Origin of the sequence: Streptomyces sp. NPDC088910 (assembly GCF_044749865.1) — a bacterium.
In the GTDB taxonomy this organism is placed as follows: Bacteria; Actinomycetota; Actinomycetes; order Streptomycetales; family Streptomycetaceae; genus Actinacidiphila.
Map to the genome: position 1 here is coordinate 268,196 of NZ_JBIVIV010000006.1, position 25,658 is coordinate 293,853.

Genomic DNA, 25,658 nt, shown 5'->3' on the forward strand with positions numbered 1-25,658 from the left:
CCGGCGCACATCACCGGCACCACCGGCTCCCGGCACCGGGCAGTCCGTCACCACACCACGAATCGGCAGAGGGCAGGAAGATGGCAGGCGAGGACAGACTCCGCGAATACCTGAAGAAGGCCACGGTCGACCTGGGTGACGCCAGGCGCAAGCTGGCCGAGGCCCAGGCACAGACGCACGAGCCGATCGCAGTCGTCGGCATGTCGTGCCGCTTCCCCGGCGCCGGTTCCGTCGACGCCTACTGGGACCTGCTCGACCAGGGCAGGTCCGCGGTCCTCGACGAGGTGCCGGGCGGCCGGTTCGACCTCGCCCCGCACGTCGAGAACGACGGGGTCTACACCACCCGCGGCGCCTTCCTCGACGACGTGGCGGGCTGGGACGCCCGGTTCTTCGGCAGCTCCCCGCAGGAGGCGCTGCGGATGGACCCGCAGCAGCGGCTGCTCATGGAGCTGACCTGGGAGGCGCTGGAGGACTCCGGTACGCCGCCGCCGAGCCTGGCGGGCAGCCGTACCGGAGTGATGATCGGCTTCTCCGACGTCCTCCAGTACCTGCGCCTGGAGCAGGCCGAGGAAGGTCTGGGCGTGCTGCACGACCCGTACGGCGGCCAGGGCGGTTCCGCCAGCGTCGTCGCGGGCCGGCTCGCGTACCACTACGACCTGCGCGGCCCCGCGCTGACCCTGGACACCGCCTGCTCGTCCTCGCTGGTGGCCGTCCACCTCGCCGGTACGGCGCTGCGCCGCGGCGAGTGCGACCTCGCGGTGGCGGGCGGCGCCTTCCTGCTGATGCACACCGACATGTACGTCAACGCCTGCTCCACCTCGATGCTGTCCCCCGACGGCCTGTGCAAGACCTTCGACGCCCGCGCCGACGGCTATGTGCTGGGCGAGGGCGCCGGGGTGGTCGTCCTGGAGCGGCTCTCCGACGCGGTACGGCGCGGCCACCGGGTGCACGCGGTCATCCGCGGCACGGCCGTCAACCAGGACGGCCGCAGCAACGGCCTGACCGCGCCCAGCCGCAGCGCCCAGGCCGACGTCATCCGCCGCGCGGTGTCCGCTGCCGGGGCGACCCCCGACGACATCGCGTACGTCGAGGCGCACGGCTCCGGCACCAAGCTCGGCGACGCCATCGAACTGGGCGCGCTCACCGATGTGTTCGGGCGCCGCAGCGACGAACGGCCGCTGCACGTGGGCGCGGTGAAGACCAACATCGGCCACACCCAGGCCGCGGCCGGGATGGCCGGTCTCATCAAGGCCGTCCTGGCCGTCAAGCACCGCACGGTGCCGCCGAATCTGAACATGACCGAGCCCTCGGAGACCGCCGTCGCCGCGGGCGCCGTCCGCCCGGCTTCCGAGTCCCGCCCCCTCCCGACCGACGAGGCGTCGCCGCAGCTCGTGGGCGTCAGCTCCTTCGGCTGGTGCGGCACCAACGCCCATGTCGTCCTGGCGGCGCCGTCGCCCGCGGCGGCCGGGACGGGCACGGCGGCGGGCGTCGGCGGCCCGGTCCGCGCCGGTCTCGCCACCACGGGAGGCACCTCGGCCGACGGCGCCGCCGAAGGTTCCGTCGAAGCCGCCCCGGCGCCCGGCAGGGCCGAACTGCTGCCCGTCTCCGCCGCCGACGACGACGCGCTGACGGCGCGGCTGGACGCGCTGGCCTCGGTCGCCGGACGCACCGGCCTCGACGACCTGGCGTACACGCTGCAAAGCGGCCGCGCGGCGCTGGAGTTCAGGCGCGCGGTGGTGGCCGCCGACCCCGAGGACGCTGCCGCCGCGCTGGCGACCGCGGCGCGGGCCACCGGGGTCCGTACGGTCAAGGGCCGCCCCAAGCTGGCGTATCTGCTGCCGGGCACGGGCGACCACTACCGGGGCATGGCGCGCGATCTGCACCGTACGGAACCGGCGTTCGCCGAGGCCGTCGAGACGTGCCTGGCCGTCGCCGAGGAGCGCTGCGGCATCGACCTGCGGGACACGCTGCTCGGTGAGCCCGCGCAGGCGCCGGCCGACGCGGGGGCGGGCTTTCTGGCCAGGCCCGGCAGCGGGGCCGACCTGGCGGACGACCCGGACAGCCACGCGGAGATCGCGCACCTGTCGCTGTTCACCGTCGAGTACGCGCTGGCCAGGCTGCTGGCCACGCACGGTGTCACGCCCGACCTGCTGATCGGCTACAGCCTCGGCGAGTACGTGGCCGCGACCCTGGCCGGTGTCTTCGAACTGCCCGACGCCCTGTGGCTGGTGGCGCGGCGCGCCCGGCTGATCGAGGCGGCGCCCGAGGGCCGGATGCTGGCGGTCGCCGCCGACGCCGACCGGGTGCGCGCCGAACTGGCCGCGTGCGGCACGGCGGTGGACATCGCCGCCGTCAACGGCCCGGCCATGACCGTGGTCAGCGGAGCGCCGGACGCCGTGGCGACCGCCGCCGCCCACCTGGCCGAACAGGGCCTGGCGGCACGGCAGTTGCGCTCCGCGCACCCCTTCCACTCGGCGCTGCTCGCCCCGGCCCGCGCGGAGCTGGCCGAGGCCGTGGCCGCGGTGCCCCGGCACGAGCCGCGCATCCCGGTCGTCTCCAACGTCACCGGCGCGCCGCTGACCGCCGAGCAGGCCACCGACCCCGGCTACTGGGCCGACCACCTGACCAGCCCGGTGCGGTTCGCCGACGGTCTGGCGGCCTGCGCGGATCTGGGTGTGGACGGCTATGTGGAGCTGGGCCCCGGCCAGACCCTGGGCGGCCTGCTCCGGCAGAACGACCGCAGCGGCGCCAACCCCACCGTGCTCGGCACCGTCCCCGCGCAGTGGGCGGCGGGCGGCCCCACCGACGGCCGCTCCCGGCTGCTGGAGACCTTCGGCCGGCTCTGGGAGCTGGGCGCCGACCTCGACTGGACGTCGCTGCGCGGCGCACGCCCCGGCACGCTCACGGATCTGCCCGCCTACCCCTTCCAGCGGACCCGCTACTGGCCGCGGACGGGCACGGGGACGGCCGCCGCGACCGGCACCGGCTCCACGGGCGGCGCCGTGCAGCCCGACGACTTCTGCTACGCCCCCGCGTGGCAGCAGGACGTCACCCTGCCCGCGCCGACCGCCGTGGAACCGGCCGCGCCCCTGGTGGTGTTCGCCGACGGCGACGGTGTCGGGACCCGGCTGGCCGAGCTGGCCGCGGCCTGCGGCGCACCCGTCACCGAGGTCGTGCCCGGCGGCGCCTGGCGGCGCGACGGACGGCGGGTCGTCATCGACCCCGCCGACCCCGAGCACTACCGCAGGGTCGTCGCGGAAGCGCTGGCCGGGACCGCGGGACCGCTGCGCGTCGCCCACCTGTGGAGCCTGCGCGACCCGGCCCGCACCCCGCTGTTCGCCGAGGACGCCGAGCTGGTCAGGGCGGTCCGGCTGGGCTTCGACAGCCTGCTGCTCACCGTCCAGTCGCTCGCCTCGGCGGCGGCCGAACGCGGCGTGAAGCTGCTGACCGTGACCGCGGGCGCCGCCCAGGTGCACGGCGGCGACTGCACGGCCCCCGACCGGGCGCTGGCCCACGGCTTCGCGCGGATCGCCCACGCCGAGCAGCCGGGTACGGCCTGGCGCGGTGTCGACCTGGACCCGTCGGCGCCCGCTGATACCTGCGCCGCCCACCTCGCGGAGGAGATCGGCCACCGCGCCTGGCAGCACGACGACCCGGCCGCCACCCCCGCGCTGATCGCCTGGCGCGCGGGACGCCGCCTGCTCAAGGACTGGCGCCTGGTGCCGCTCCCCGCGGCCGACGGCGCGACCGGCTTCCCCGTACGCCCCGACGGCGCGTATCTGGTCACCGGCGGCACCCGCGGTCTCGGCCTCGGGCTCGCACGGGAACTCGTACGCTCCGGGGCGCGGCGGCTGGCCCTGGTCGGCAGGACCGATCTGAACGCCGCGGCTGCCGCCGACCCCGAGGGGCGGGCCGCCCAAAGCCTGCGCGACATCGCCGCGTTGGAGGCGTCAGGCGCCGAGGTGCTGCTGCTCACCGCCGACGTCGGCGTACCGGAGGACCTGCGGCGCGCGCTGCGCGACTGCCGGGAGCGGTTCGGAACGCTGACCGGCGTCCTGCACGCGGCGGGCGTCCCCGCGGGCGGCATGGCCGTCCGCCTGACGCCCGGCACGGCCCGTACGGTGCTCGCGCCGAAGGTGCTCGCCATGGGCCCGCTCGCCGAACTCGTCGGCCCCGGCACCCCGGAGGCCGACCGGCCGGAGCTGCTGGTCCTGTACTCCTCGGCGGTCAGCGTCTTCGGCGGCCTGGGCGAGGGCGACTACAGCGCCGCCAACACCGTCCTGGACGCGTACGGCGCGGCGCTGGCCGACGCCGCCGCGGCCACCACCAAGGTGCTGAGCGTGGCCTGGGGCCCGTGGCAGCACGACGACTGGCAGGCCGAGGCGTCCGGCGGCGCGCTGGCCGACCGGGTCCGCGAGCACCGCGCCCGCTACGGCTTCTCCGAGTCCGGCGGCAACGCGCTGCTGGGCAGGCTGGCGGGCGCCGCCCGCGGCAGCCTGCTGGCGGTGCGGATGCCGATGGCCGAGGGGTTGCGCGAGTGGGCGGCGCTGACCGACCTGGACGCGCTCGTCGCGGCCGGCGCCCCCGCCGACAGCGAACGGCCGCGCTTCCCCCGGCCGTTGCTGCGTACCGAATACGCGGCCCCGCGCACCGAGTTGGAGACGGTCATCGCCGACAGCTGGGGCCGGCACCTCGGCATCGACGGCATCGGCGTCCACGACCCGTTCTTCGACCTGGGCGGCAACTCCCTGGTCGGGATGTCCATGGTCGCCGACATCGAGAAGCGGCTCGACCGCAGGATCGCCCCGGCCGTCCTGTTCGAGCACCCGACCGTCGCCGCCTTCGCGGCGGCGCTCGACGGCGGTCCCGCCGGGACCGCCACCACCACAGCACGCGACTCCGGCCTCGCCCGGGGCGAGAGACGGCGCCGCGCCCGCGGTGCCCAGCCTTCCATCACCCGGAACTAGGAGGACGGATTCATGCCGCGCATACCCACCGAGGTGTCACCGATGGACATCGCCATCGTCGGCCTCGCCGGGCGCTTCCCCGGCGCCACCGATGCCACGGAGCTGTGGTCGGCGCTCCGCGACGGCCGCTCGGGCATCACCCGCTTCACCGACGACCAACTGCGCGCCGCGGGCGTGCCCGACGAGCTGATCGACGACCCCGCGTATGTGAAGGCGGGCGCGGTGATCGACGGGATCGACCGCTTCGACGCCGACTTCTTCGGGATCAACCCGAAGGAGGCGCAGATCCTCGACCCGCAGCACCGGCTCTTCCTGGAGCACAGTTGGCACGCGCTGGAGGACGCGGGCTGCGACCCGGCGAGCTTCGACGGCTCGATCGGTGTCTTCGCCGGCTGCGCGATCAGCACCTATCTGACGCGTAACGTCGCCCCGTCCGGGATCGGCCGCAGCGTCGGCGAGCTGACCGTGGGCCTGGCCAACGACAAGGACTCGCTGACCCTGCGCGTCGCCCACACGCTGGGCCTGTCAGGGCCCGCGTACGGCATCCAGAGCTACTGCTCGACGTCCCTGGTCGCGGTCTGCGCCGCGGCCACCAGCCTGGCCGGTTTCGAGTGCGACCTGGCCCTCGCGGGCGGCGCCGCCATCGCGGTCCCGGACGACACCGGCTACCTCTACCAGCCGGGCGGCATCAGCTCGCCCGACGGCGAGTGCCGCGCCTTCGACGCCTCCGGCCGGGGCAGCCTGGTCGGCAACGGCGTCGGCGTGGTCGCGCTGCGCCGCCTGGTCGACGCGCTCGCCGACGGCGACCAGGTGTACGCGGTGATCCGCGGCTGGGCCGTCAACAACGACGCGGGCCGCAAGGTCGGCTTCACCGCGCCGGGTGTCAGCGGCCAGGCCGAGGTGATCGCCGAGGCGCTCGCCGCGACCGGTCTCGAGCCCGAGGACATCGACTACATCGAGGCGCACGGCACCGGCACCGCGCTCGGCGACGCCGCCGAACTCGCCGCGCTCCAGCAGGTGTTCGACGGCAAGGAGGTCATGATCGGTTCGGTCAAGACCAACCTCGGCCACCTGGACCGCGCGGCCGGTGTGACCGGTCTGATCAAGACCGCCCTGTCGCTGCACCACGGCGAGATCCCCGCGACCCGCAACTACACCGCGCCCAATCCCCAACTGGAGTCCGGCGACGCGCGGTTGACGGTCCTCACCGAGCGGCACCCGTGGCCGCGCGGCGACCGTCCGCGCCGCGCCGGGGTCAGCGCCTTCGGCATCGGCGGCACCAACGCCCACGTGATCCTGGAGGAGGCCCCGCCGGTCGCCGCCCGCAGCACCGGCTCGGGCCGCCGCAGCGAACTGCTGGTGTGGTCCGCCCGCACCGAGGCCGCCGCCGACGAGGCCACCGCCAATCTCGCCGCGCACCTGGACACCATGGACGACGCGGACACCACGGTCGGCGCGGGCATCTCCGACGTCGCCTACACCCTCCAGAGCGGCCGCCGGCTCTTCAGCCACCGGCGCGCCCTGGTCGCGGACTCGCTGAGCGGCGCGGCGCGCGAGCTGCGCGCCGGGTCCGCCCTCGGCCGCGCCGACGGCACCTCCTCCCGGCCGGTCGCCTTCCTGCTGACCGGCGCCGCGGAGCCGTACCCCGCCGCGGCGGCCGAACTCTACGACGCGGAACCGGCGTTCCGTACCGCGCTCGACGAGTGCCGCGCCGCCGCCCAGGCCGTCGGCGGCGCCCCGCTGGCCGGACTGCTCTCCCCCGACCGCACCAGCGGCCACGACCAGCACGGGCACCGCGCCTTCGCCTTCGGATACGCGCTCGGCACGCTCCTGCGCTCCTGGGGCATCCAGCCGGACGCCCTCCTCGGGCACGGCGTCGGCGAGTACGTCGCCGGGTGCCTGGCCGGGGTCTTCTCCCTCAAGGACGCCTTCGCGCTGCTGCACCGCCGCACGGAGACCGAGGGACAGCCGCTGACCGACTGGGCGGCGGGCCACATCACCTTCGGCGAGCCCGGAACCGTCCTGTACTCCGCCGCGACCGGCGGCCGGCTTACGGCGGCCGAGGCCACCGACCCCGCGCACTGGACCGCGGCCCTCACGGGCCCGCCCGCCGACCCCGGCACCGCGCTCGGCGCGCTGCTGGAGTCCGGGAACCACGCCCTGCTGGAGATCGGCGACGGCGCCCTCGGCGCCCACCGCGCCCTCACCGAAGGGCGCGCGGACCTGCTGATCCCCGCGCTGCCCGGCGACGACGACCCGCGCGAGGCGGGCACGGTCCTCACCGAGGCCGTGGGCCGGCTGTGGCTGACCGGCGTCGACATCGACTGGTCCGGCTACCAGCACGGCCGTGACGTCCTGCGCACGAAGCTGCCCGGATACCCCTTCCAGCGCTCCCGCTACTGGATCGACGCGCCCGCCGCCGCCAAGCCCGAACTCCCCTCCGCGGCAACGGAGTCCGCCGACTCCGGCGCCGAGGAGCACGTACAGGTCATGAGCCGGGTGTGGAGCCCGGACGCGAACGGCGGCACGGGTACGGCCACCGGCCGGTTCCTGCTGTACGCCGACGCCTCCGGGGTCGGCGACGCGCTGGCCGAGCGGCTGCGCGGCGCGGGCGCCGAGGCCGTCACCGTACGGCCGACGGACGCGCCCGACACCGCCGAGGTGCCCGGCGACGGGCCGCTGACCGTGGTCGTGCTGTCCGCGCTGGACGCGGACGGGCCCGACGCGGACCCGGCCCGGGCCGTCCTCGACGTCTCCCGCGCCGTGTCGGCGTGGGGCGACCGGGCCGGGACCGGCGGTGTCGTCGTGGTCACCCGCGGCGGCCAGAGCGTCACGGCCGCCGAGCGGAGCCTCCCGGCGCAGGCCGCGGTCGCCGTCCTGCCGGTCGTCGCGGGCCAGGAGTACCCGGGCCTCGACGCCCGCGGCGTCGACCTGGACCCCGCGGCCGACGCGGCGGCCTCCGCCGCCCTGCTCGCCGCCGAACTGGCCGCCGCCGAGGGGCCGGTGCTCACCGCCTTCCGCGCGGGCAGCCGCCTCACCCCGCGGTACCGCCCGATCGACGCGCCCAAGGCGCACACCGACGAACTGCCCGTGGTCCTGCCCGGCGAGAGCTACCTCGTCACCGGCGGCCTGGGCGACGTGGGCCTGATGGTCGCGGAGCACCTGATCCGCGGCGGCGCCGGGCGCGTCGTGCTCGCCAGCCGTACCGGACTGCCCGCCGACCCGGCGGACCCGCGCCGCCAGGCGGTCGTCCGGCTGCGCGCGCTCGGCGCGGACGTCGAGGCGCCCGCGCTGGACGTCACCAACGCCGACGCCGTACGCGCCCTGTTCGGCGCGGAGCGCTTCGACGGCCTGGTGCACGCGGCGGCCGACACCTCGGAGGACACCTTCCTGCCGCTGGGCGCGCTCCAGGAGAGCACCGTCGCACGGCACTTCGCCGCCAAGTACGAGGGCGCTCACGTGCTGCGCGACGCCGTCGGCGGGCTCGCCGGGGACCGCGCGCCGCGTTGGGGCCTGCTGTTCTCCTCGACCTCCGCGCACCTGGGCGGACTGGCCTTCGGCAGCTACGCGGCGGCCAACGCCGCGCTGGCCGCGCTCGCAGGAGCGGGCCCGGACGACGGCACCGCGCAGACCCGCTGGACCTCGGCCGCCTGGGACACCTGGGCGCCGACGCTGGCCAAGGTCGACGCCAGGACCGGCGCCTCGATGGCCGCGCACGCGATGACCGCCGAGCAGTCGCTGACCGCACTCGACCGCGCGGTGACGCAGCCGCTGCCCGCGGTGGTCGTGGTGGCCGGCGGTCTGGCGGGCCGGCTCCCGAGCCGTCCGCAGGCGGTCCCGGCGGGCGCCGGGAGCACGTCCCCTGTGGCGTCCTTCCCGCGGCCCGACCTGCCGCAGCCGTACACGGCGCCGCTGACCGCCACGGAGCGCGAGCTGTGCGCGCTGTGGACCGACACCCTCGGTGTCGACCCGGTCGGCACCCGTGACAACTTCTTCGACCTGGGCGGCAGTTCGCTCTTCGCCCTCCAGATGCTGGCCACCGTGAAGTCGCGCTTCGGTGTGACGGTGCCGACGGTCACGCTCTTCGAGGCGCCGACCGTGCACCGGCTGGCGGCCGTCCTGGACGAGCAGAAGCCCAAGGCCGCCGGGGGGCCGAGCCCGGCACCGGTCCGCGCCCCGGCGGCGCCCCGTACCCCCGCGGCGACCGTCGTCCCCGCGCCCCGGCCCGCCCCCGCGCCCGTACTCGTCGCCGCTCCGGCGCCGCGTCCGGCCGTGGCCGCGACCCCGGCCGTCAGCGCGGTCACCCAGCACACCGAGCGCGCCGAGGACACCGAACCGGAGAGCACCGAACTCGACCGGCGGATCGCCATCGTCGGCATGGCGGGCCGCTTCCCCGGCGCGGGCGATGTGGCCGGCTTCTGGCGGAATCTGTGCGAGGGCGTGGAGTCGATCCGCTTCTTCACCCCTGAGGAGCTGATCGAGGCGGGCGTCGACCCGGACATGGTCCAGGACCCGGAGTACGTGCCCGCGCGCGCCGTGCTGGACGACATCAGCGGCTTCGACGCCGGATTCTTCGGGATGAGCCCGCGGATGGCGGCGCTCACCGACCCGCAGCAGCGGCTCTTCCTTGAGGTCTGCTGGGAGGGTCTGGAGCACGCGGGGTACGCCAACGAGGCGTACCGCGACCGGATCGGCGTCTTCGGCGGCTCCAACCTCTCCACGTATCTGTTCGGGATGACCTCGCAGCTCGCCGCGGGCGACATCAGCCCGTACGAGATCATCATGAGCAACGACAAGGACGCGCTGACCACGTCCGTCTCCTACCTGTTCGACCTGCGCGGACCGAGCGTCGCGGTGCAGACCTTCTGCTCGACGTCGCTGGTCGGTGTGCACCTGGCGGTGCAGAGCCTGCGCGGCGGCGAGTGCGAGATGGCGCTGGCGGGCGGTGTGTCCATCAGCGTGCCGGACCGGGTCGGCCACCGCCGCCAGCAGGGCGGCATGGAGTCGCACGACGGCCATGTGCGGACCTTCGACGCGCAGGCCAGCGGTTCGATGTTCGGCGACGGCGCGACCGTCGTGGTCCTCAAGCGGCTCTCGGACGCGCTGCGCGACGGCGACACCGTGCACGCGGTCATCCGCGGCTCGGCGATCAACAACGACGGCGCCCTGAAGGTCGGTTACACCGCGCCCAGCGTCGCCGGGCAGGCCCGTGTGGTGCAGGACGCGATGGCCGACGCACGGGTGAGGCCGGAGGACTTCGGCTACATCGAGGCGCACGGCACGGCCACCCCGATCGGCGACCCGATCGAAGTCACCGCGCTGAGCCGGGCGTTCGGCACGGCGGGCGGCCCCGGCAGCATCCCGATCGGCGCGGTGAAGACCAACATCGGTCACCTCAACCACGCTTCGGGCACCGCGGGCCTGATCAAGACGGTCCTCACCGTCCGCGAGCGGATGGTCCCCGCGACCTTGCACTTCACCGCCCCCAACCCGCAGATCGACTTCGCCGACAGCCCCTTCTACGTCAACACCCGGCTGACCGAGTGGCCGGCCGAGGACGGCAGGCCGCGGATCGCCGGACTCAACTCGCTGGGCATGGGAGGCACCAACGTGCACGTCGTCGTCGAAGAGCCGCCGGCCCGCAGGGCCGGCCCCGACACCCCGCAGGGCGGCAGGCGGCACCACTTCCTGCCGGTCTCGGCCCGAACCTCCGACGCCGCCGACCAGGCCGTGAGCAACCTCGCCGAGCACCTGGCCGCGACCTCGGGGGCGAGCGTCGCCGATGTCGCCTACACCCTCCAGGTCGGCCGCAAGACCTTCGAGCACCGCCGCGCCACCGTGGTCTCCAGCGGTGAGCAGGCCGTGGCCTCGCTGACCGGCACGGACGAGGACGCGCCGCTGTCGGCGCGGGTGGAGACCGCGCACGGCCGTCCCGTCGCCTTCCTCTTCGCCGGGGTCGGCGAGCAGTATCCGGGTCTGGTCGGCGACCTCTACCGGCACGAGCCGGTCTTCCGCGCCGAACTCGACCACTGCCTGGGCCTGTTGGCCGCGCACCTGCCGGACACCGACCTGATGGGGCTGCTGACCGGGGACCGTCCCGGCGGCGGCATGGACCTGGCGGCGCTGCTGGGCCGGGCGACCGGCGCGGCCGACGACCGGGAGGCGGAGCTGGAGCGCACCGAGATCGTCCAGCCGCTGCTGTTCGCGGTGGACTACGCGCTGGCCTCGACGCTGATGGTGTGGGGCGTGCAGCCGTCGCTGATGCTCGGCTACAGCCTCGGCGAGTACGTCGCGGCCTGCCTGGCCGGGGTGCTGTCGCTGGAGGACGCGCTGGCGCTGGTGGTGCACCGGGCCCGGCTGATCTCCGGGGTCGAGACGGGTTCCATGGCCGCGGTGCCGCTCGGGCCCGACGACCTGCGCGACCGCTACGGACTTCAGGCGCGCGGCCTGGACATCGCCGCGGTCAACGGCCCGCAGACCGTCGTGGTCGCCGGTCCCGCCGACGCGCTGGCCGGCCTCGCCGCCGACCTGGAGCGCGACGGCGTCCCCAGCCGGGGGCTGCGCACCACGCACGCCTTCCACTCCCGGATGCTCGCCCCGCTCGCGGACGAGCTGACCTCGTGGGTCGCGGAGAACATCCGGCTCAACCCGCCGCGGCTGCCGTACCTGTCGAACGTCACCGGCGGTGTCGCCGACGCCCGGCTGGTGCGGGACCCCGCCTACTGGGCGGAGCACATGTGCCGTCCCGTGCAGTTCGCGGCGGCCGTCGAGACGCTGCTGGCCGATCCCGAGCTGGCGATGGTGGAGATCGGTCCCGGACAGTCGCTGGGCACGATGGTGCGCGGCGCGGGCTGCGCTCCGCAGCGCTGGGCGACGATCACCGCGACGCTGCCCGCGCAGAGCGACCCGCGTCCGGCCGACCGGGTCCTGACCGAGGCCCTGTCGCGGCTGTGGCTGACCGGTGTGGACCTGGACTGGGCGGCCTACCACGGCCGCGCCGAGCGGACCGCCGAGCTGCACCGGGGCTTCGCGCCCGGCAGGGTGCCGCTGCCCACGTACCCCTTCCAGCGGCAGCGCTACTGGATCGAGCAGACCCCGCTGATCGGCGCCAAGCCGGCCGCGCCCGCGGCTGCGACGGCGCCGGGCACACCGGGTGTGCCCGCCAGCTTCGAGGACATCGACCGGGTCCCGAAGCTGCCGGAGGAGCAGTGGGTCTGGCAGCCGGTGTGGCGGCAGACCGCGTCCCCGGCGACGGCGGGCGCGCAGCCCGCGAGCTGGCTGGTCTACGCCGACGGGTCGGAAGCCGACGGTGTGCTCGACGAGTTGGTGCGCGCGGCGGCGGCCGACGGCGCGACCGTGACCGCGGTCCGTCCCGGCGGCGGCTGGAGCGCCGACCCGGCGACCGGCTACACCGTACGGCCGGGCCACTCGGGCGACGCCCAGGCGGTCCTGCGCGATCTGCGCAAGCGCGGGCTCGCGCTGGAACGGGTGGTCCATCTGTGGACGCTCGCGGAGCGGCCCGACGACGAGTCGATCGCGTTCGGTCTGCACACCCTGGTGGCACTGGCCCGTGCGGCCGGTGAACTGGGCTCGGGCGACTGGCAGTTGGACATGGTCACCGCGGGCGCCCACCAGGTGCTCGACGGTTCGGAGGTACGGCCCGACGCCGCCACGCTCATCGGCCCGACGCTCGTGGTGCCGCTGGAGTACCCCAACGTCACCACCCGGCTGCTCGACGTCGAGCCGGACACCCCGGCCGCCGCCGTCGCCGCCGAACTGCGCCGACCGCGGACCGACGCGGCCGTCGCCCTGCGCGGCAGCAGGCGCTGGGTGTGCGGTTACGACATGCTCCCGGCGGCGGACGACGAGAGCGCCGCGGCGGTGCTGCGCGAGCGCGGGGTCTATCTGATCACCGGCGGTCTGGGCGGCATCGGTCTGGGCATGGCGGAACACCTCGCACGGCAGGTCGGCGCCCGGCTGGTGCTCTTCGGCCGCCGCGGGCTGCCGCCGCGTGAGCGGTGGGAGGGCATCGCCGCGGGCACCGAGGCGGCCGACGAGGCGCTGCGGGCCAGGGTGAGCCGTGTCCTGGGCATCGTGGAGCTGGGCGCGGAGGTCGAGATCGTCACGGGTGACGTGGCGAGCGCGCCCGATGTCCGGCGCGCCATCGACCTGGCGCAGGAGCGTTTCGGCGCCCTGCACGGCATCCTGCACACCGCCGGCGTGCCCGGAACGGGTCTGATCCAGTTCAAGCAGTCCGACGACTCCGAGCTCGTTCTCGCGCCCAAAGTTGCCGGCGTACAGGCCCTGGACAAAGCACTGCGAATCGGCCACGCTGATGAGACCGCGCTGGACTTCCTGGTGCTGTTCTCCTCGATCACCGCGGCCACCGGCGGCGGCCCGGGGCAGGTCGACTACTGCGCGGGCAACGCCTACCTCGACGGCTACGCGGCACGGCAGGCGGCCACCGGCCGCCGGGTCCTGTCGGTCGACTGGGGCGAGTGGACCTGGAACGCCTGGGACTCCGGTCTGTCGGGCTACGACGAGGGCTTGCAGGCCTTCTTCCGCTCGCACCGGGAAGCCTTCGGCATCACCTTCGCGGAGGGCTGGCGCTCGCTGCTGCGGGCCCTGGCCTCCGGCGAGTCGCGGGTCGTGGTCTCCACGCAGGACCTGCCGACGATGGTGAGCTACAGCACCGGCTTCACCGTCGAGGCCGTCATGGCCCCGGCGGGCGGCGGCTCCGGCTCCGCCGACCGGCACCCGCGGCCCGAACTCCTCACCCCCTACCGGGAGCCCTCGGGCCCCGTCGAGGAGCGGCTGGCGGAGGTCTGGGGCGACATGCTCAAGCTCGAACGGGTCGGCGCCCGTGACAACTTCTTCGAACTCGGCGGCAACTCACTGCTCGGCATCGCCCTGCTCGCGGCCCTGCGCCGGGCCTTCCAGGACGCCGAGCTCCCCCCGCACATCCTCTACGAGGCCCCGACCGTCGAGGCCCTCGCCAAGGTCGTGGACGGACCCGCCGCGGACGCGGCGCCCGTCCCGGAGCCCGACGGCCAGGAGCAGGCGCGACTGCGCAGGTCCGGCCTGAAGACCGCCGCCCGGCGGCGCAGGAGCTGATCCCGCGTCAGCGGCACTCCGCACCACGCGACACCCCACGCCCCAGGCGTGGTTCAGCACACCCACAACAGCCAGCACCACCCACCAAGGAATCGGAGAGATCATGACCGTCGTAGGAGTTGTCGGTGCCGGGGTCATGGGCATCGGAGTCGCGCACAATCTGGCCCAGTCCGGTTACGAGACCGTCCTCGTCGACATCGACGAGCGGATTCTCACCGACGCCAAGGCGGCCATCAGCCGCAACTGCCGGCTCAGCCGCCTGATGGGCGGACCGGCCCTTGACCCCGATGAGATCCTGGGCCGGATCACGACCGCTGTCGGCGTCGAGGCGCTCGCCAAGGCCGACTTCGTGATCGAGAACGTCACCGAGAACTGGGAGATCAAGCGCGAGGTGCACGCCGAGCTGGACCGCGTGCTCTCCCCCGAGGCGGTCGTGATCGTCAACACCTCCGCGATCCCGATCACCCGCGTCGCCGCGGTCGGCACGCACCCGGAGCGGGTCGTCGGGGTGCACTTCATGAACCCGGTGCCGGCCAAGCCGGTCGTGGAGCTGATCCCCGGCTTCCACACCGCGCAGGAGACCGTCGAGGTCACCCGCCAGCTCCTCAGCGGCATGGGCAAGAAGGCGGTGGACGTCAAGGACGCCTCCGGCTTCGTCTCCAACCGGGTGCTCATGCTGACCGTCAACGAGGCCGCCTTCCTCGTCCACGAGGGCGTCGCCACCGCGGAGTCGGTGGACGAGGTGTTCCGCGGGTGCTTCGGGCACCCGATGGGTCCGCTGGAGACCGCCGACCTGATCGGCGTCGACACGATCCTCTACAGCGTCGAGGTGCTCTACGAGCACTACGCCGACAGCAAGTACCGGCCCTGCCCGCTGCTCAAGCAGATGACCGACGCCGGACTGCACGGCCGGAAGACCGGCCGTGGCTTCTACACCTACGACAACAAGGGATGACGACCATGTCCGAGAACACCACCGCCCAGACCAGCATCCTCTCCTTCATCGAGGCCCGCTTCCCGCAGGCCAGCATCGCCACCGACCAGGACATCTTCTCGCTCGGCTACATCAACTCGCTCTTCGCGATGGAGCTGGTGATGTTCATCGAGAAGACCTTCGGCCTCACCATCCCCAACGACGAACTGCGCATCGACAACTTCCGCACCGTCGAGGCCATGGCGGACCTCGTCGCCCGCCGGAGCGTCCCCGTCTCCGTCGACTGAGGAGCCAGACCATGACGAGCTTGACCACGGCGCCGCCCCTCGCGGCGGCGCCGGCGGGGGCCCGGATCACCCGGGACTCGGCACGCGCGTTCGTCGACACCCACATCATGCCGGTGGCCGACGTGTACGACCGGCGGGGCGCGGTCCCCGAGGAGTTGCAGGAGCGGATCGGCGAGGCGGGCCTGTGGGCCCCCTTCTACCCGGCCGCGCTGGGCGGCCAGGACCTTGACCTGGTGACGCTCGGTCAGGTGCACGAGGAGGTGGGCCGGGGATGTTCCTCGGTCAGGTCCCTGCTCACCGTGCACACCATGCTGTCGTGGGCGCTGCTCCGCTGGGGCAGCCCCGCCCAGATCGAGCAGTGGGCGCCGTCGCTGGCCACCGGCGCGGTGCGCGGCGCCTTCTGCCTGTCGGAGCCCGCAGGTGGCGGCAGCGACACCGCGGGCATCCGTACCACCGCCGTCCAGGAGAACGGCGGGTGGCGGCTCAACGGCCGCAAGAAGTGGATCACCGGTGGCCAACGGGCGGACCTGTTCCTGGTGTTCGCCCGCACCGAGTCCAGCGTGATCGCCCTGCTCGTACCGCGCCGGTCACCCGGCGTGCGGGTGATACCGGTGGAGGACGTGCTCGGCACCCGGGCCTCGCTCATCGCCGAGCTGGAGTTCGACGATGTGCGGCTCGACTCCGACGCGCTGCTGGGGCCCAGCTCCTTCGCCTCCGGCATGGTGCTCAGCGGAACCCTCGACCTGGGCCGGTTCTCGGTCGCCTCCGGTTCCGTCGGAATCGTCCAGGCGTGCCTGGAGGCGTCGGCGTACTACACCGCGCAGCGCACGGTCGGCGGCAGCAAGCTCCGTGAACTCCAGCTCATCCGGGCGAAGTTGTCGGACATGGTCACCGATGTGCGGGCGGCCAGGCTGCTGTGCCACCAGGCCGGTGTGCTCAAGGACGCCGGGGACCCGGCGACCATCATGGCCACCTGGGTGGCGAAGTACTTCGCGTCCACCGCGGCGGCCCGGCACTCCACGGAGGCCGTACAGATCCACGGCGCCAACGGAATGAGCGCCGACTTCCCGGTCGCACGGCTGTACCGGGACGCGAAGGTCATGGAAATCATCGAGGGCAGCAACGAGATCCAGCGGATCACGATCGCTGACGAGGCATACCGGGAGTGGGCACTGTGAGCACGCTGACGCAACCGCCGGCCACCGCGCCGGCAACCGGCCCGGCGTCGCCGCCGGACGGTCCGTACCGCAAGCCCGCGCAGGGCAAGATCAAGTGCGTGGTGTGGGACCTGGACAACACGCTGTGGGACGGGGTGCTGCTGGAGGACGGCGAGGTCACCCTGCGCCCCGGTGTGGTGGAGCACATCCGCCGGCTGGACGCGCTGGGCGTCCTGCACTCCGTGGCGAGCAAGAACGACCACGACACGGCCATGGCGAAGCTGCGCGAACTGGGCCTTGAGGACCTGTTCCTGTACCCGCGGATCGGCTGGAACGCCAAGTCGGAGTCGGTCCGGCAGATCTCCGCCAAGCTCAATCTGGGGCTCGACGCGTTCGCCTTCGTCGACGACCAGGACTTCGAGCTGGCCGAGATGGAGTTCTCCGTCCCCGAGGTCACCCGGGTCAACGCGCTCGACATCGACACCGAGCTGAACCGGATCGAGTTCCGGCCGCGGTTCGTCTCCGACGAGTCGGCGCAGCGCCGGGCGATGTACCACAGCCAGCTCGCGCGGGACGAGATCGAGAGCGATTTCGTCGGCACCAACGAGGAGTTCCTGGCCAGCCTGGGCATGACGTTCACCATCGCCCCGGCGGCCCGCGAGGACCTCCAGCGCGCGGAGGAACTGACCATCCGCACCAACCAGCTCAACTCGACGGGCCGCACGTACTCGTACGACGAGCTGGACGCGCTGCGCGAGTCGCCCGACCACCTGCTGCTGGTGGCCACCCTCACCGACCGGTTCGGCTCGTACGGCAAGATCGGCCTGGCGCTGGTGGAGACCGGCGACCCGAACTGGCAGCTCCACATGATGCTGATGTCGTGCCGGGTGATGTCCCGCGGGGTCGGCTCGGTGCTGCTCAGCCACATCATGGAGCGGGCGCGGGAGGCCGGTGCGGGCCTGCGCGCGGACTTCGTGGAGACCGGCCGCAACCGGATGATGCAGATCACCTACGCCTTCAGCGGCTTCCGCGAGGTGGCCAGGGAGGGCGACCGGCTGGTGCTGGGGGCCGACCTGGACCAGATCCAGCCGCTGCCCGGCTATGTCGAGGTCGAGGTGACGCGATGACGACCGTGCTGGAGGCGGCGCCCGCCGCCTCGTGGCTGCCCTTCGCGGAGCAGCCCGGCTGCGCCGGCGTGCGGCTGTACTGCCTGCCGCACGCCGGAGGTTCGGCCTCGGCGTACCGTTCCTGGTTCGGCAGGCTGGGCCCGGTGTCGGTGCGCCCGGTCCAGCCGCCCGGCCGGGAGACCCGGCTGCGCGACACCCCGTACGACCGGATGGACCGGCTGGTGCCGGACCTCGCGGACGCCGTGCTGGCCGACACCTCCCCGGAGGGGGAGACGCGGCCGTACGCGGTGTACGGGCACAGCCTCGGGGCGCTGGTCGGCTTCGAGCTGGTGCGGGAGATCCGGCGCCGCGGCGGGCCGATGCCGGTGCACCTGTTCGTCTCCGGGTGCGCGGCGCCCGGCTCGCCCGACGACGGCGACCCGCCGGTGGCGGGGATGACGCAGGACGAGGTCGTGGCGCTGCTGCGGCGGATCGGCGGCACCCCGGAGTGGATGCTGACCGACCCGACGGTGCTGCGGATGATCCTGCCGCCGTTCCGCGCGGACTTCGGGGTCAGGGACTCCTACGAGTACCGGCCGCAGGCTCCGCTGAGCGTGCCGATCACGGCGCTCGCGGCCACCGACGACCCGCGCGCGGGCATCGCCGACGTGGCGGGGTGGCGCGACCAGACCACCGGGCGCTTCACCTCGCACACCCTGACCGGCGGGCACTTCGCGGTGCTGGAGCAGGCCGCGGTCACCCACCGGTACATCGACCGGGCGCTGCGCGGCACCTGGGGCCCGCAGCTTCCGGGCCTCGCGCCCATCCACCCGCAGGAGGCATCCGTTGTTCACCACTGAACCCGCGCGCCTGCCGTCGCGGCCGGGCGGGCCGCGACGGGAGGCCGGGGACCGGCCGCCGGGGACCGCGGGCGCCGCGGTCCCGGCGGGCCGGACCCTCACCGACTGGTTCCGGCACGGCCTGGCGCTCGACGGCGGGGCCGAGGCGCTGCGCGTCGGCTCCACCGCCGTCGACTACACGCGGCTGGACGCCGCCGCGCGGGCGCTCGCCGGGACCGTCGTCGCGGCGGTCCCCGGCGGGCGGCCCCGGCGGGTCGGCCTGCTGGCCTCCCGTACCGTGACCGCCTACGCCGGTCTGCTGGCCGCGCAGTTCGCGGGCGCGGCCGTCGTGCCGCTGCACCCCGGCTTCCCCGCCGACCGCACCGCCCGGATGATCACCGCGGCCGGTCTGGACGCGCTGATCGTGGACGAGCGCGGCGCCGCCGTGCTGCCGGAGCTGGCCGGGGTCCTCGACGGCGTCCCCGTCGTCGGGGAGCCGGTCGGGGAGCCGTTGGAGCAGCCGCTGCCGACGACGCCCGACGACATCGCGTACATCCTGTTCACCTCGGGCTCCACGGGCACGCCCAAGGGGGTGCCCGTGCTGCACCGCAATGTCGACGCCTATCTGCGCTTCGTGCACGGCCGGTACGGCTTCCACAGCGGGGACGTGTTCTCGCAGACCTTCGATCTCACCTTCGACCTGGCGATGTTCGACCTGTTCACCGGCTGGGGCAGCGGCGGCACCGTGGTGAGCGTGCCGCCGACCGCGTACGCCTCGCTGGAGCGGTTCGTCGCCGAGCAGGGCATCACCGTGTGGTTCTCCGCGCCGAGCCTGGTGTCGCTGCTGCGGCGGCGGCCCCGGGGGCTGCCCGCGGGCAGCATGCCGAGCCTGCGCTGGAGCCTGTTCTGCGGGGAGCCGCTGCTGGCCCACGACGCGCGGGAGTGGGGCGCTGCGGCGCCCGGCTCGGTGGTCGAGAATCTCTACGGCCCGACCGAGCTGACCATCTCGTGCAGTGTGCACCGCTGGGACCCGGTCACCTCACCGCCGTCGTGCGTCAACGACGTGGTGTCGATCGGCCGTCTGCACCCCGGTATGCGGGCGCTGCTGCACGAGCCCACCGAGGACGGCGACGGTGAACTGTGCGTCACCGGCGACCAGATGTTCCCCGGCTATCTCGACCCGGCCGACGACGAGGGCCGGTTCCTGGAGCACGGCGGCGAACGCTGGTACCGCACGGGCGACTTGGTACGGCGGCTGCCCGGCGACGCCTTCGCGTATCTGGGCCGGCGCGACCACCAGGTGAAGATCCACGGGGTGCGCGTCGAACTGGCCGAGGTGGAGTGGGCGTTGCGCCGCGTCGAGGGTGTGAAGGAGGCCGTCGCGGTCGCCGTGGACGGCGAGTTGACGGCCTTCCTGCTCGGTGAGCGGCGGCCTCAGGCGGCCCTGGCCGAGGACCTGGCGGCCTTCCTGCCGCGCGCCCTGGTCCCCCGCCGCTTCGTCCAGGTCGAGGAGTTCCCGCTCAACGCCAACCGCAAGATCGACCGCAAGGCCCTCACGGCGCGCGCCGCGGCGGCCGACCGGTGACGGCGCCCCGCCACCGGGTGGCGGAGCCGGGCGTGCCGCACGGGACCACCGCGCGGACAGCACGCGCGGGGCGGCCGACGCGGAGGGTCCGCGACGGCCGCCCCTGGCGGTACGGGTGCCGGTACGTGCCGGTGTCAGCCCTCCACGAAGGACGCCAGACGGCGGACGGTGAAGTGCTCCAGCAGGTCGGTCGGGGCGAGGTCGCACGAGAGGGCCGCGCGGATGCGCGCCGAGAGCTCGACGGCGACGAGCGAGTGACCGCCCAGTTCGAAGAAGCCGTCATCCGCGCCGATTCCCTCCACCGCCAGGACCTGGCCCCAGATCTCCGCCAGCGCCGCCTCCGTGCCCTCGGCGGGCTCGGCGTACGGGGTGCGCAGCTTCGGCCGCGCGTGGCGCTGCCCGTCGTCGGCGGCCCGCTGCTCCGCCGACGTGCCGTCGCCGGTGACCCACTGGGCGAGCCGCGGGGCGAGCGGCCCGGAGGAGATCACCACATGGGCGAGCCGGTCGGCCGCCGCCAGCGCGCGCTCCAGCAGGGTCAGGCCCTCCGGCACCGTCATCTCGTAGGCCCCGGCGGCCGGATCGCCGTGCGCCTCACGGCGCTCCGCGTCGGTCGCCCAGGTGTCCCAGTCGACGGTGATCCAGCGGCCCTCGCCGCGCAGCCGGGCCCTGCGGGCGTACGCGTCCAGTGCCGCGTTGGCCGCGGCGTGCGGACCGAACGTGACGCCGCCGAGCACCGCGGACAGCGAGGACACGGTGATCCTGCGGTCCTTGGCGCGGTCCCCGAGGACCGCCTGGAGGGTGTGGAAGCCGGCCACCTTGGGGTGCAGGTGCGCGGCGCGGTTCTCCCGGTCGGACAGGTGGGCGATCTCGAACCGGCTCGGGTCCCGCGTACCGGCCGCGTGCACCACCGCGTCGATGCCGCCGAACCGCTCGTCGGCCGCCCGGACGACGGCCCGCATCGCCTCCTGGTCGCCGACGTCCGCGCCCATGGCGATCACCTCGGCGCCGCGCGCTTCCAGATCCAGCACGTTCCTGATGTGCCGGGCGACCCGGTCGTCACCGGCCGACAGCTCCGGCCAGCGCTCACGCGGCGGGAGTCCGCCGCGCGAGGTCAGCACCAGACGGCAGCCGTGGCTCTCCGCGAGGTGCCGGGCCAGGGCCAGGCCGACGTCGCCGAGACCGCCGGTGATCAGCACCGTCTCGCCGTCGCCGAACACCGGACGCGCGGGGTCGGTCTCCTCCAGCGGGTGCGGCTGATAGGTCCGCGCCCACAGGTCGCCGGCCCGGACGGCCGAAGGCCCTTGGTGCGGGTGGACGATCGCGGCCAGCGTCTGGTCGACCGCCGACGGTGTGCCGGCGCCCTCCGCCGGGTCCAGGTCGAGGTGACGGCACGACAGATGCGCGTTCTCCTGGCCGATGGTGGGGGCCAGCGCGGCGAGCGCCGCGTGCTCCGGATGCCGCAGATCGGTGCCGGTCACGGAGACGGCCCCGGCGGTCAGCAGGGTCAACTCGGCCTGCGCGGGCTCGGATTCGGCGGCCAGCACGCCGACCAGGCCGAGCGCGGAGTGCGTTCCCCGCTCCTGCTCCGCGGTGAAGTGGCCGGCGCCGTCGCCCTCGGGTGAGGCGAGCGAGAAGCCGTGCACGAGCGTGCGGGGCGCGACGAATTGCAGGGCCAGCAACTCCCCCAGATCCTCCGGGTGTTCGACGCGTACGGTGAAGTCCCCCGCCGCGTCCTGCCCGAACTCCCCGCCGGGCCTCGCCGTGACGACCTCGGCGCCGGCCGCCGCCAGTCGGCGTACCAGCGCCTCGGCGCGCTCCTCGGCGGCCAGCACCAGCCACGGCCCGGCCGCGCGCAGCCGCTCGTCCAGATCGCGGGTGGGCAGCGGGCGTTGCCGCCACGCGGGCAGATACGACCACTGCGCGAGGTCGTCGACACGGCCCTCGGCCGGCGGCTTCTCACCGCGGGCTCCCGGCCGCGCCTCCACCCAGTGGCGGGTGCGGCGGAAGGGGTAGGTGGGCAGTTCGGCCCGCCGTCCCTCGCCCTTGTGCAGCGCGGCCCAGTCGATCGCGGCGCCCGCCAGCCACAGTCGGCCCACGGTGGTCACGAGCCAGCGCGCCGCCGACCCGGAGGGAGCGTCGGCCTCGGGGGCGACGGTGACGGTCTCGACGTGCCCGGTCCCGGTGTCACCAGCGGCCCTGATCCGCACGCCGATCGCCCGCAGTCCCTGTTCCAGGACGGCGGAGACGGCGGGGGAAGCGCCGCCCTCGGGGGTTCCCGGCAGCAACGAGGCCGCCGCGGCGGCCAGTTGGGACCGCCAGTCGGCCGGTGCCCGCTCCTCCTCGGCCAGCACCACGGCCGGGTCGTGCCGGGTGGTCTCGCCGTCCACCCAGCGGCCGGGGTCGCCGAGCGCGGCGACCGCGTCCTGGAGGTCGTCGCAGACCACGAAGCGGCGCAGTGCGAAGTGCCCGCGCGAGACCTGGAGGGTGTAGGCGACGTCGGCCGGGTCCAGTTCGGGGTGCGCGGCCAGGTGGCCGCGCAGCCGCTCGGTGACCTCGTCGAGCGCGTCCTGGTCGCCCGCGGAGAAGGCCAGCAGGTGCGGTCCGGGGACGGCGGCGCGGGCGGTACGCGGCGGGGCCTGCTCGATGACGACGTGCGCGTTGGTGCCGCCCATGCCGAAGGAGCTGACTCCGGCCCGGCGCGGCTCGGGTCCGGCCGGCCACGGCTGATTGTGCGGCAGTACGGTGAAGCGGTCGGAGGCGGCGGCCAGCGCGGGGTTGGGCTTCTCGAAGCCGGGGATGGCCAGCCGTACGCCGTCGCGGACGCCGAGCGCGGCCCGGATCAGGCCGGTGACGCCGGAGGCCCGGTCCAGGTGGCCGACGGCCGGTTTGGCCGAGCCCAGCACGATCGGTGTCTGCGGTGTCGTCTGGAACACCCGTGACAGCGCGGTCAGTTCGATGCCGTCGCCGAGCGCGGTGCCGGTGGCGTGGCACTCCACGTAGCCGACGGACTCGGGCTTGACGTCGGCGACGTTCAGCGCGGTACGGATCACCGCGGCCTGTCCCTCGACGCCCGGTGCGGAGTAACCGACGCGCTCCTGACCGTCGTTGTTGACCGCGGAGCCCAGGATGACCGCGTGGATCACGTCGCCGTCGGCGAGCGCGTCGGTCATCCTGCGCAGCGCGACCACGCCGACGGCCGCGCCCATCACCGTTCCGTCGGCCGCCGCGTCGAAGCTGCGGACCGTGCCCTGCGGCGAGGTGATGCCGCCCGGGTGGTACATGTACCCGGTCGGCTGCGGCAGCGGCAGGAAGGCGCCGCCGGCCAGGGCCAGATCGCTCTCGAAGGTCAGCAGGCTCTGGCAGGCCAGGTGCACCGCGACCAGCGACGTCGAGCAGAAGGTCTGCACGCTCAGGCTCGGACCGCGCAGGCCGAGCTTGTACGCCACCAGGCTGGTGAGCGAGTCCCGTTCGTTGCCGACCGCGACCAACTGGCCGCCGCCGGGCTCGTCCATGACGTGCGCGACGTTGTCGAGCAGGTAGTCGGGGAAGGCGGAACCGCCGAAGACGCCGACCTGTCCCGGCGGGGCCACCGGCGGGTAACCGGCGTTCTCCAGCGCTTCCCAGGAGCACTCCAGGAAGAGCCGGTGCTGCGGGCCCATCGTCTCCGCCTCGCGCGGCGAGAAGCCGAACGCGGCGGCGTCGAAGTCGGCGATGCCGTCGACCGGCCCGCCCACCCGTACGTAGTGGGGGTTGGCGGCGGTCCGCGCGGAGACGCCCGCCGCGGCCAGTTCCTCGTCGGTGATCTCGCGCAGGCCGCTGACACCGGCCAGCGCGTTGCGCCACAGCGTGGCCACGTCCGGGGCGCCGGGGAAGCGGCCGGCCATGCCGACCAGGGCCACCGCGGAATCGTAGGCGTCGTACGCCTCGTCGGTCTCGTCCGTCTCGTCGGGTATGTCAGACACGATGTCTCCTCACAGCAGGTGGCTGCGGCCCCAGCCGCGAGAGAGCCGGTAGGTGGCGAAGGCGCCGCAGGCCACGCCGATCGCCAGGCAGACCAGCGCCGGGCGCAGCATCCGCGAGGCGTCGCCGTCGATGGCGGCGTGCAGCAGGGACATCGCCCAGTAGCCGGGCGAGGCCGGGGCGATGTGCTGGGCCCAGGCGGGCATCAGGCTGACCGGCACCAAGGCGCCGCCGAGCGCGCTGACCAGCATCGCGCCCAGGTCGGAGACCATGCCGAGGTCGCCGCGGCTGCGGACGACCGTGGCGAGCGCCGTGCCGAGGGCGAGCAGGGTGAAGCCCCACACCGCGACGGCCAGCATGATCCAGCCCAGGGTCGGCGGGACCGGCAGCCCGATCACCAGGCAGCCGAAGATCAGCAGCACGCTCTGCTGGAGCAGCAGGATCACGAAGGCCGGTACGGCCTTGCCCAGCAGGAGCTGGGCCCGTGAGGCGCGGGTGACGCGCAGCCGGTCCCAGGTGCGCCACTCGCGCTCGACCATGATCGAGTTGCCCACGATGGAGAGCGCGAAGACCGAGAACATCACCAGCGGCCCGGTGACCGCCTGGAGCGTGCCGGTCTTGAGCGCGGTCACGTACAGCGGTTTGAAGACCAGCATCAGCAGCATCGGCATCGCGATGTAGCTGATGAGCTGTCCGGGGTCGCGCAGCCGCAGCAGGGCGTTGTACTTGGCCATCAGGCCGGACCGGTAGAGGGATTCAGTCGACATCGAGCACCGCCAGGGATCGGTAGAGGTCGTCGAGGTCGGGCTTGCGGACGTCGACGGAGGTGACCGGCTGCCGCGCCTCGTGGAGCAGCCGCACCAGGGCGGCGGTCGGGTCGGTGGTGGACTCGTGGAGTTCGCTGCCGTCGGCCAGGACCACGCGGACCTCGCCGGGCAGGCCTTCCAGGAGCTGCGCGCTGGTGCCGCGGGCGACCACCCGGCCGCGCTTGGCGACGGCGATGGTCGCGGCCAGTTCGGTGAGTTCGGTCAGGTAGTGGGTGGTGTAGACGACGGCGGCGCCGTCGGCGGCGCGGAGCTTGACGGTGTCGAGCAGCGCCTGGCGGGTCTCCGGGTCGGCGCCCGCGGTGGGCTCGTCGAGCAGCAGCAGGTCGGGGCGGTGGATCATGGCGACGGCCGCCTGCGTACGGCGCTGCTGGCCGCCGGAGAGCACACCGGCCGGGCGGTCGAGGAATTCGGTCAGCCGCAGCGCGGCGGACAGTTCGTCGATGGCGGACGTGAGGGCGCGGCGGCGCAGTCCCGAGAGGCCGCCGAAGAACTTCATGTGCTCGCGGACGGACAGCGGCGGGTAGAGGGCGATGTTCTGCGGGGAGACGCCGATCCGCCCGCGCGCCTTGGTGGGCTCCTCGCCGCCGATGCGGACGCCGCCGGAGTCGGCCCTGATGAGCCCGGAGACGATCTCGACGAAGGTCGACTTGCCCGCGCCGTTGTGGCCGACCAGTCCGACGATCTCGCCGCGGTGCGCGGTCAGTTCGAAGCCGTCGAGCGCCTGGACCTCGCCGTAGCGCTTGCTGAGTCCGGTCACTTCGAGCATGGCCCGGTCGCTGTCCTCACCGCTCCTGGCGGCCTGCCGGTCCGGCTTCCGCGACGGTTCGTCCCGCACTCCCGCCGGCGGCGAGGGGGTCCTCAAGCTCATTGCTCCTCCTGGGA

11 protein-coding genes are annotated in these 25,658 nt (G+C 74.2%); 8 read left to right on the top strand and 3 right to left on the bottom strand.

Annotation, left to right across the window (positions count from 1 at the left end):
• Positions 1–80: 80 nt before the first annotated feature.
• The 8 genes from ACIP4Z_RS16365 to ACIP4Z_RS16400 all read left to right on the top strand — a co-directional run bounded on the left by ACIP4Z_RS16365 (position 81) and on the right by ACIP4Z_RS16400 (position 19,989).
• Complete coding sequence (locus tag ACIP4Z_RS16365; protein WP_401308553.1) at positions 81–4,967, top strand: SDR family NAD(P)-dependent oxidoreductase; 4,887 nt, start codon at positions 81–83, stop codon at positions 4,965–4,967.
• A 12-nt stretch (positions 4,968–4,979) separates the two neighbouring features.
• Positions 4,980–14,081, top strand: coding sequence for a beta-ketoacyl synthase N-terminal-like domain-containing protein (locus ACIP4Z_RS16370; protein WP_401308556.1), 9,102 nt, complete (start codon positions 4,980–4,982; stop codon positions 14,079–14,081).
• Positions 14,082–14,184: 103 nt separating this feature from the next.
• Positions 14,185–15,036, top strand: coding sequence for a 3-hydroxyacyl-CoA dehydrogenase NAD-binding domain-containing protein (locus ACIP4Z_RS16375; RefSeq protein ID WP_355341416.1), 852 nt, complete (start codon positions 14,185–14,187; stop codon positions 15,034–15,036).
• A gap of 5 nt (positions 15,037–15,041) precedes the next feature.
• Positions 15,042–15,302 (top strand): acyl carrier protein, encoded by a 261-nt coding sequence (locus ACIP4Z_RS16380; protein ID WP_188282225.1) that lies wholly within the window; start codon positions 15,042–15,044, stop codon positions 15,300–15,302.
• An 11-nt stretch (positions 15,303–15,313) separates the two neighbouring features.
• Complete coding sequence (locus tag ACIP4Z_RS16385; protein WP_355341413.1) at positions 15,314–16,480, top strand: acyl-CoA dehydrogenase family protein; 1,167 nt, start codon at positions 15,314–15,316, stop codon at positions 16,478–16,480.
• On the top strand, positions 16,477–17,586 hold the full coding sequence (locus ACIP4Z_RS16390; RefSeq protein WP_355341410.1) for an HAD-IIIC family phosphatase: 1,110 nt from the start codon (positions 16,477–16,479) through the stop codon (positions 17,584–17,586). Before ACIP4Z_RS16385 ends, ACIP4Z_RS16390 begins: the two co-directional genes overlap by 4 nt.
• Positions 17,583–18,425, top strand: coding sequence for a thioesterase domain-containing protein (locus ACIP4Z_RS16395; RefSeq protein WP_355341408.1), 843 nt, complete (start codon positions 17,583–17,585; stop codon positions 18,423–18,425). Before ACIP4Z_RS16390 ends, ACIP4Z_RS16395 begins: the two co-directional genes overlap by 4 nt.
• A complete protein-coding gene (locus ACIP4Z_RS16400) occupies positions 18,412–19,989 on the top strand; it encodes an AMP-binding protein (protein WP_401308562.1) in 1,578 nt (525 codons plus the stop codon). Before ACIP4Z_RS16395 ends, ACIP4Z_RS16400 begins: the two co-directional genes overlap by 14 nt.
• Positions 19,990–20,123: 134 nt before the next feature.
• Here ACIP4Z_RS16400 and ACIP4Z_RS16405 read toward each other — a convergent pair whose 3' ends face one another.
• Genes ACIP4Z_RS16405 through ACIP4Z_RS16415 form a run of 3 tightly spaced genes read right to left on the bottom strand, consistent with a single transcriptional unit; the run spans position 20,124 to position 25,644 of the window.
• On the bottom strand, positions 20,124–23,951 hold the full coding sequence (locus tag ACIP4Z_RS16405) for an SDR family NAD(P)-dependent oxidoreductase (RefSeq protein WP_401308565.1): 3,828 nt from the start codon (positions 23,949–23,951) through the stop codon (positions 20,124–20,126).
• Positions 23,952–23,960: 9 nt separating this feature from the next.
• Complete coding sequence (locus tag ACIP4Z_RS16410; RefSeq protein ID WP_355341399.1) at positions 23,961–24,716, bottom strand: ABC transporter permease; 756 nt, start codon at positions 24,714–24,716, stop codon at positions 23,961–23,963.
• Positions 24,706–25,644, bottom strand: coding sequence for an ABC transporter ATP-binding protein (locus ACIP4Z_RS16415; protein ID WP_355341396.1), 939 nt, complete (start codon positions 25,642–25,644; stop codon positions 24,706–24,708). Before ACIP4Z_RS16415 ends, ACIP4Z_RS16410 begins: the two co-directional genes overlap by 11 nt.
• Positions 25,645–25,658: the final 14 nt, after the last annotated feature.

Coding starts and splice junctions, on each gene's coding strand:
- ACIP4Z_RS16365 (WP_401308553.1), top strand. CDS start 81: ATGGCAGGCGAGGACAGACTCCGCGAATACCTGAAGAAGGCCACGGTC.
- ACIP4Z_RS16370 (WP_401308556.1), top strand. CDS start 4,980: ATGCCGCGCATACCCACCGAGGTGTCACCGATGGACATCGCCATCGTC.
- ACIP4Z_RS16375 (WP_355341416.1), top strand. CDS start 14,185: ATGACCGTCGTAGGAGTTGTCGGTGCCGGGGTCATGGGCATCGGAGTC.
- ACIP4Z_RS16380 (WP_188282225.1), top strand. CDS start 15,042: ATGTCCGAGAACACCACCGCCCAGACCAGCATCCTCTCCTTCATCGAG.
- ACIP4Z_RS16385 (WP_355341413.1), top strand. CDS start 15,314: ATGACGAGCTTGACCACGGCGCCGCCCCTCGCGGCGGCGCCGGCGGGG.
- ACIP4Z_RS16395 (WP_355341408.1), top strand. CDS start 17,583: ATGACGACCGTGCTGGAGGCGGCGCCCGCCGCCTCGTGGCTGCCCTTC.
- ACIP4Z_RS16410 (WP_355341399.1), bottom strand. CDS start 24,716: ATGTCGACTGAATCCCTCTACCGGTCCGGCCTGATGGCCAAGTACAAC.
- ACIP4Z_RS16415 (WP_355341396.1), bottom strand. CDS start 25,644: ATGAGCTTGAGGACCCCCTCGCCGCCGGCGGGAGTGCGGGACGAACCG.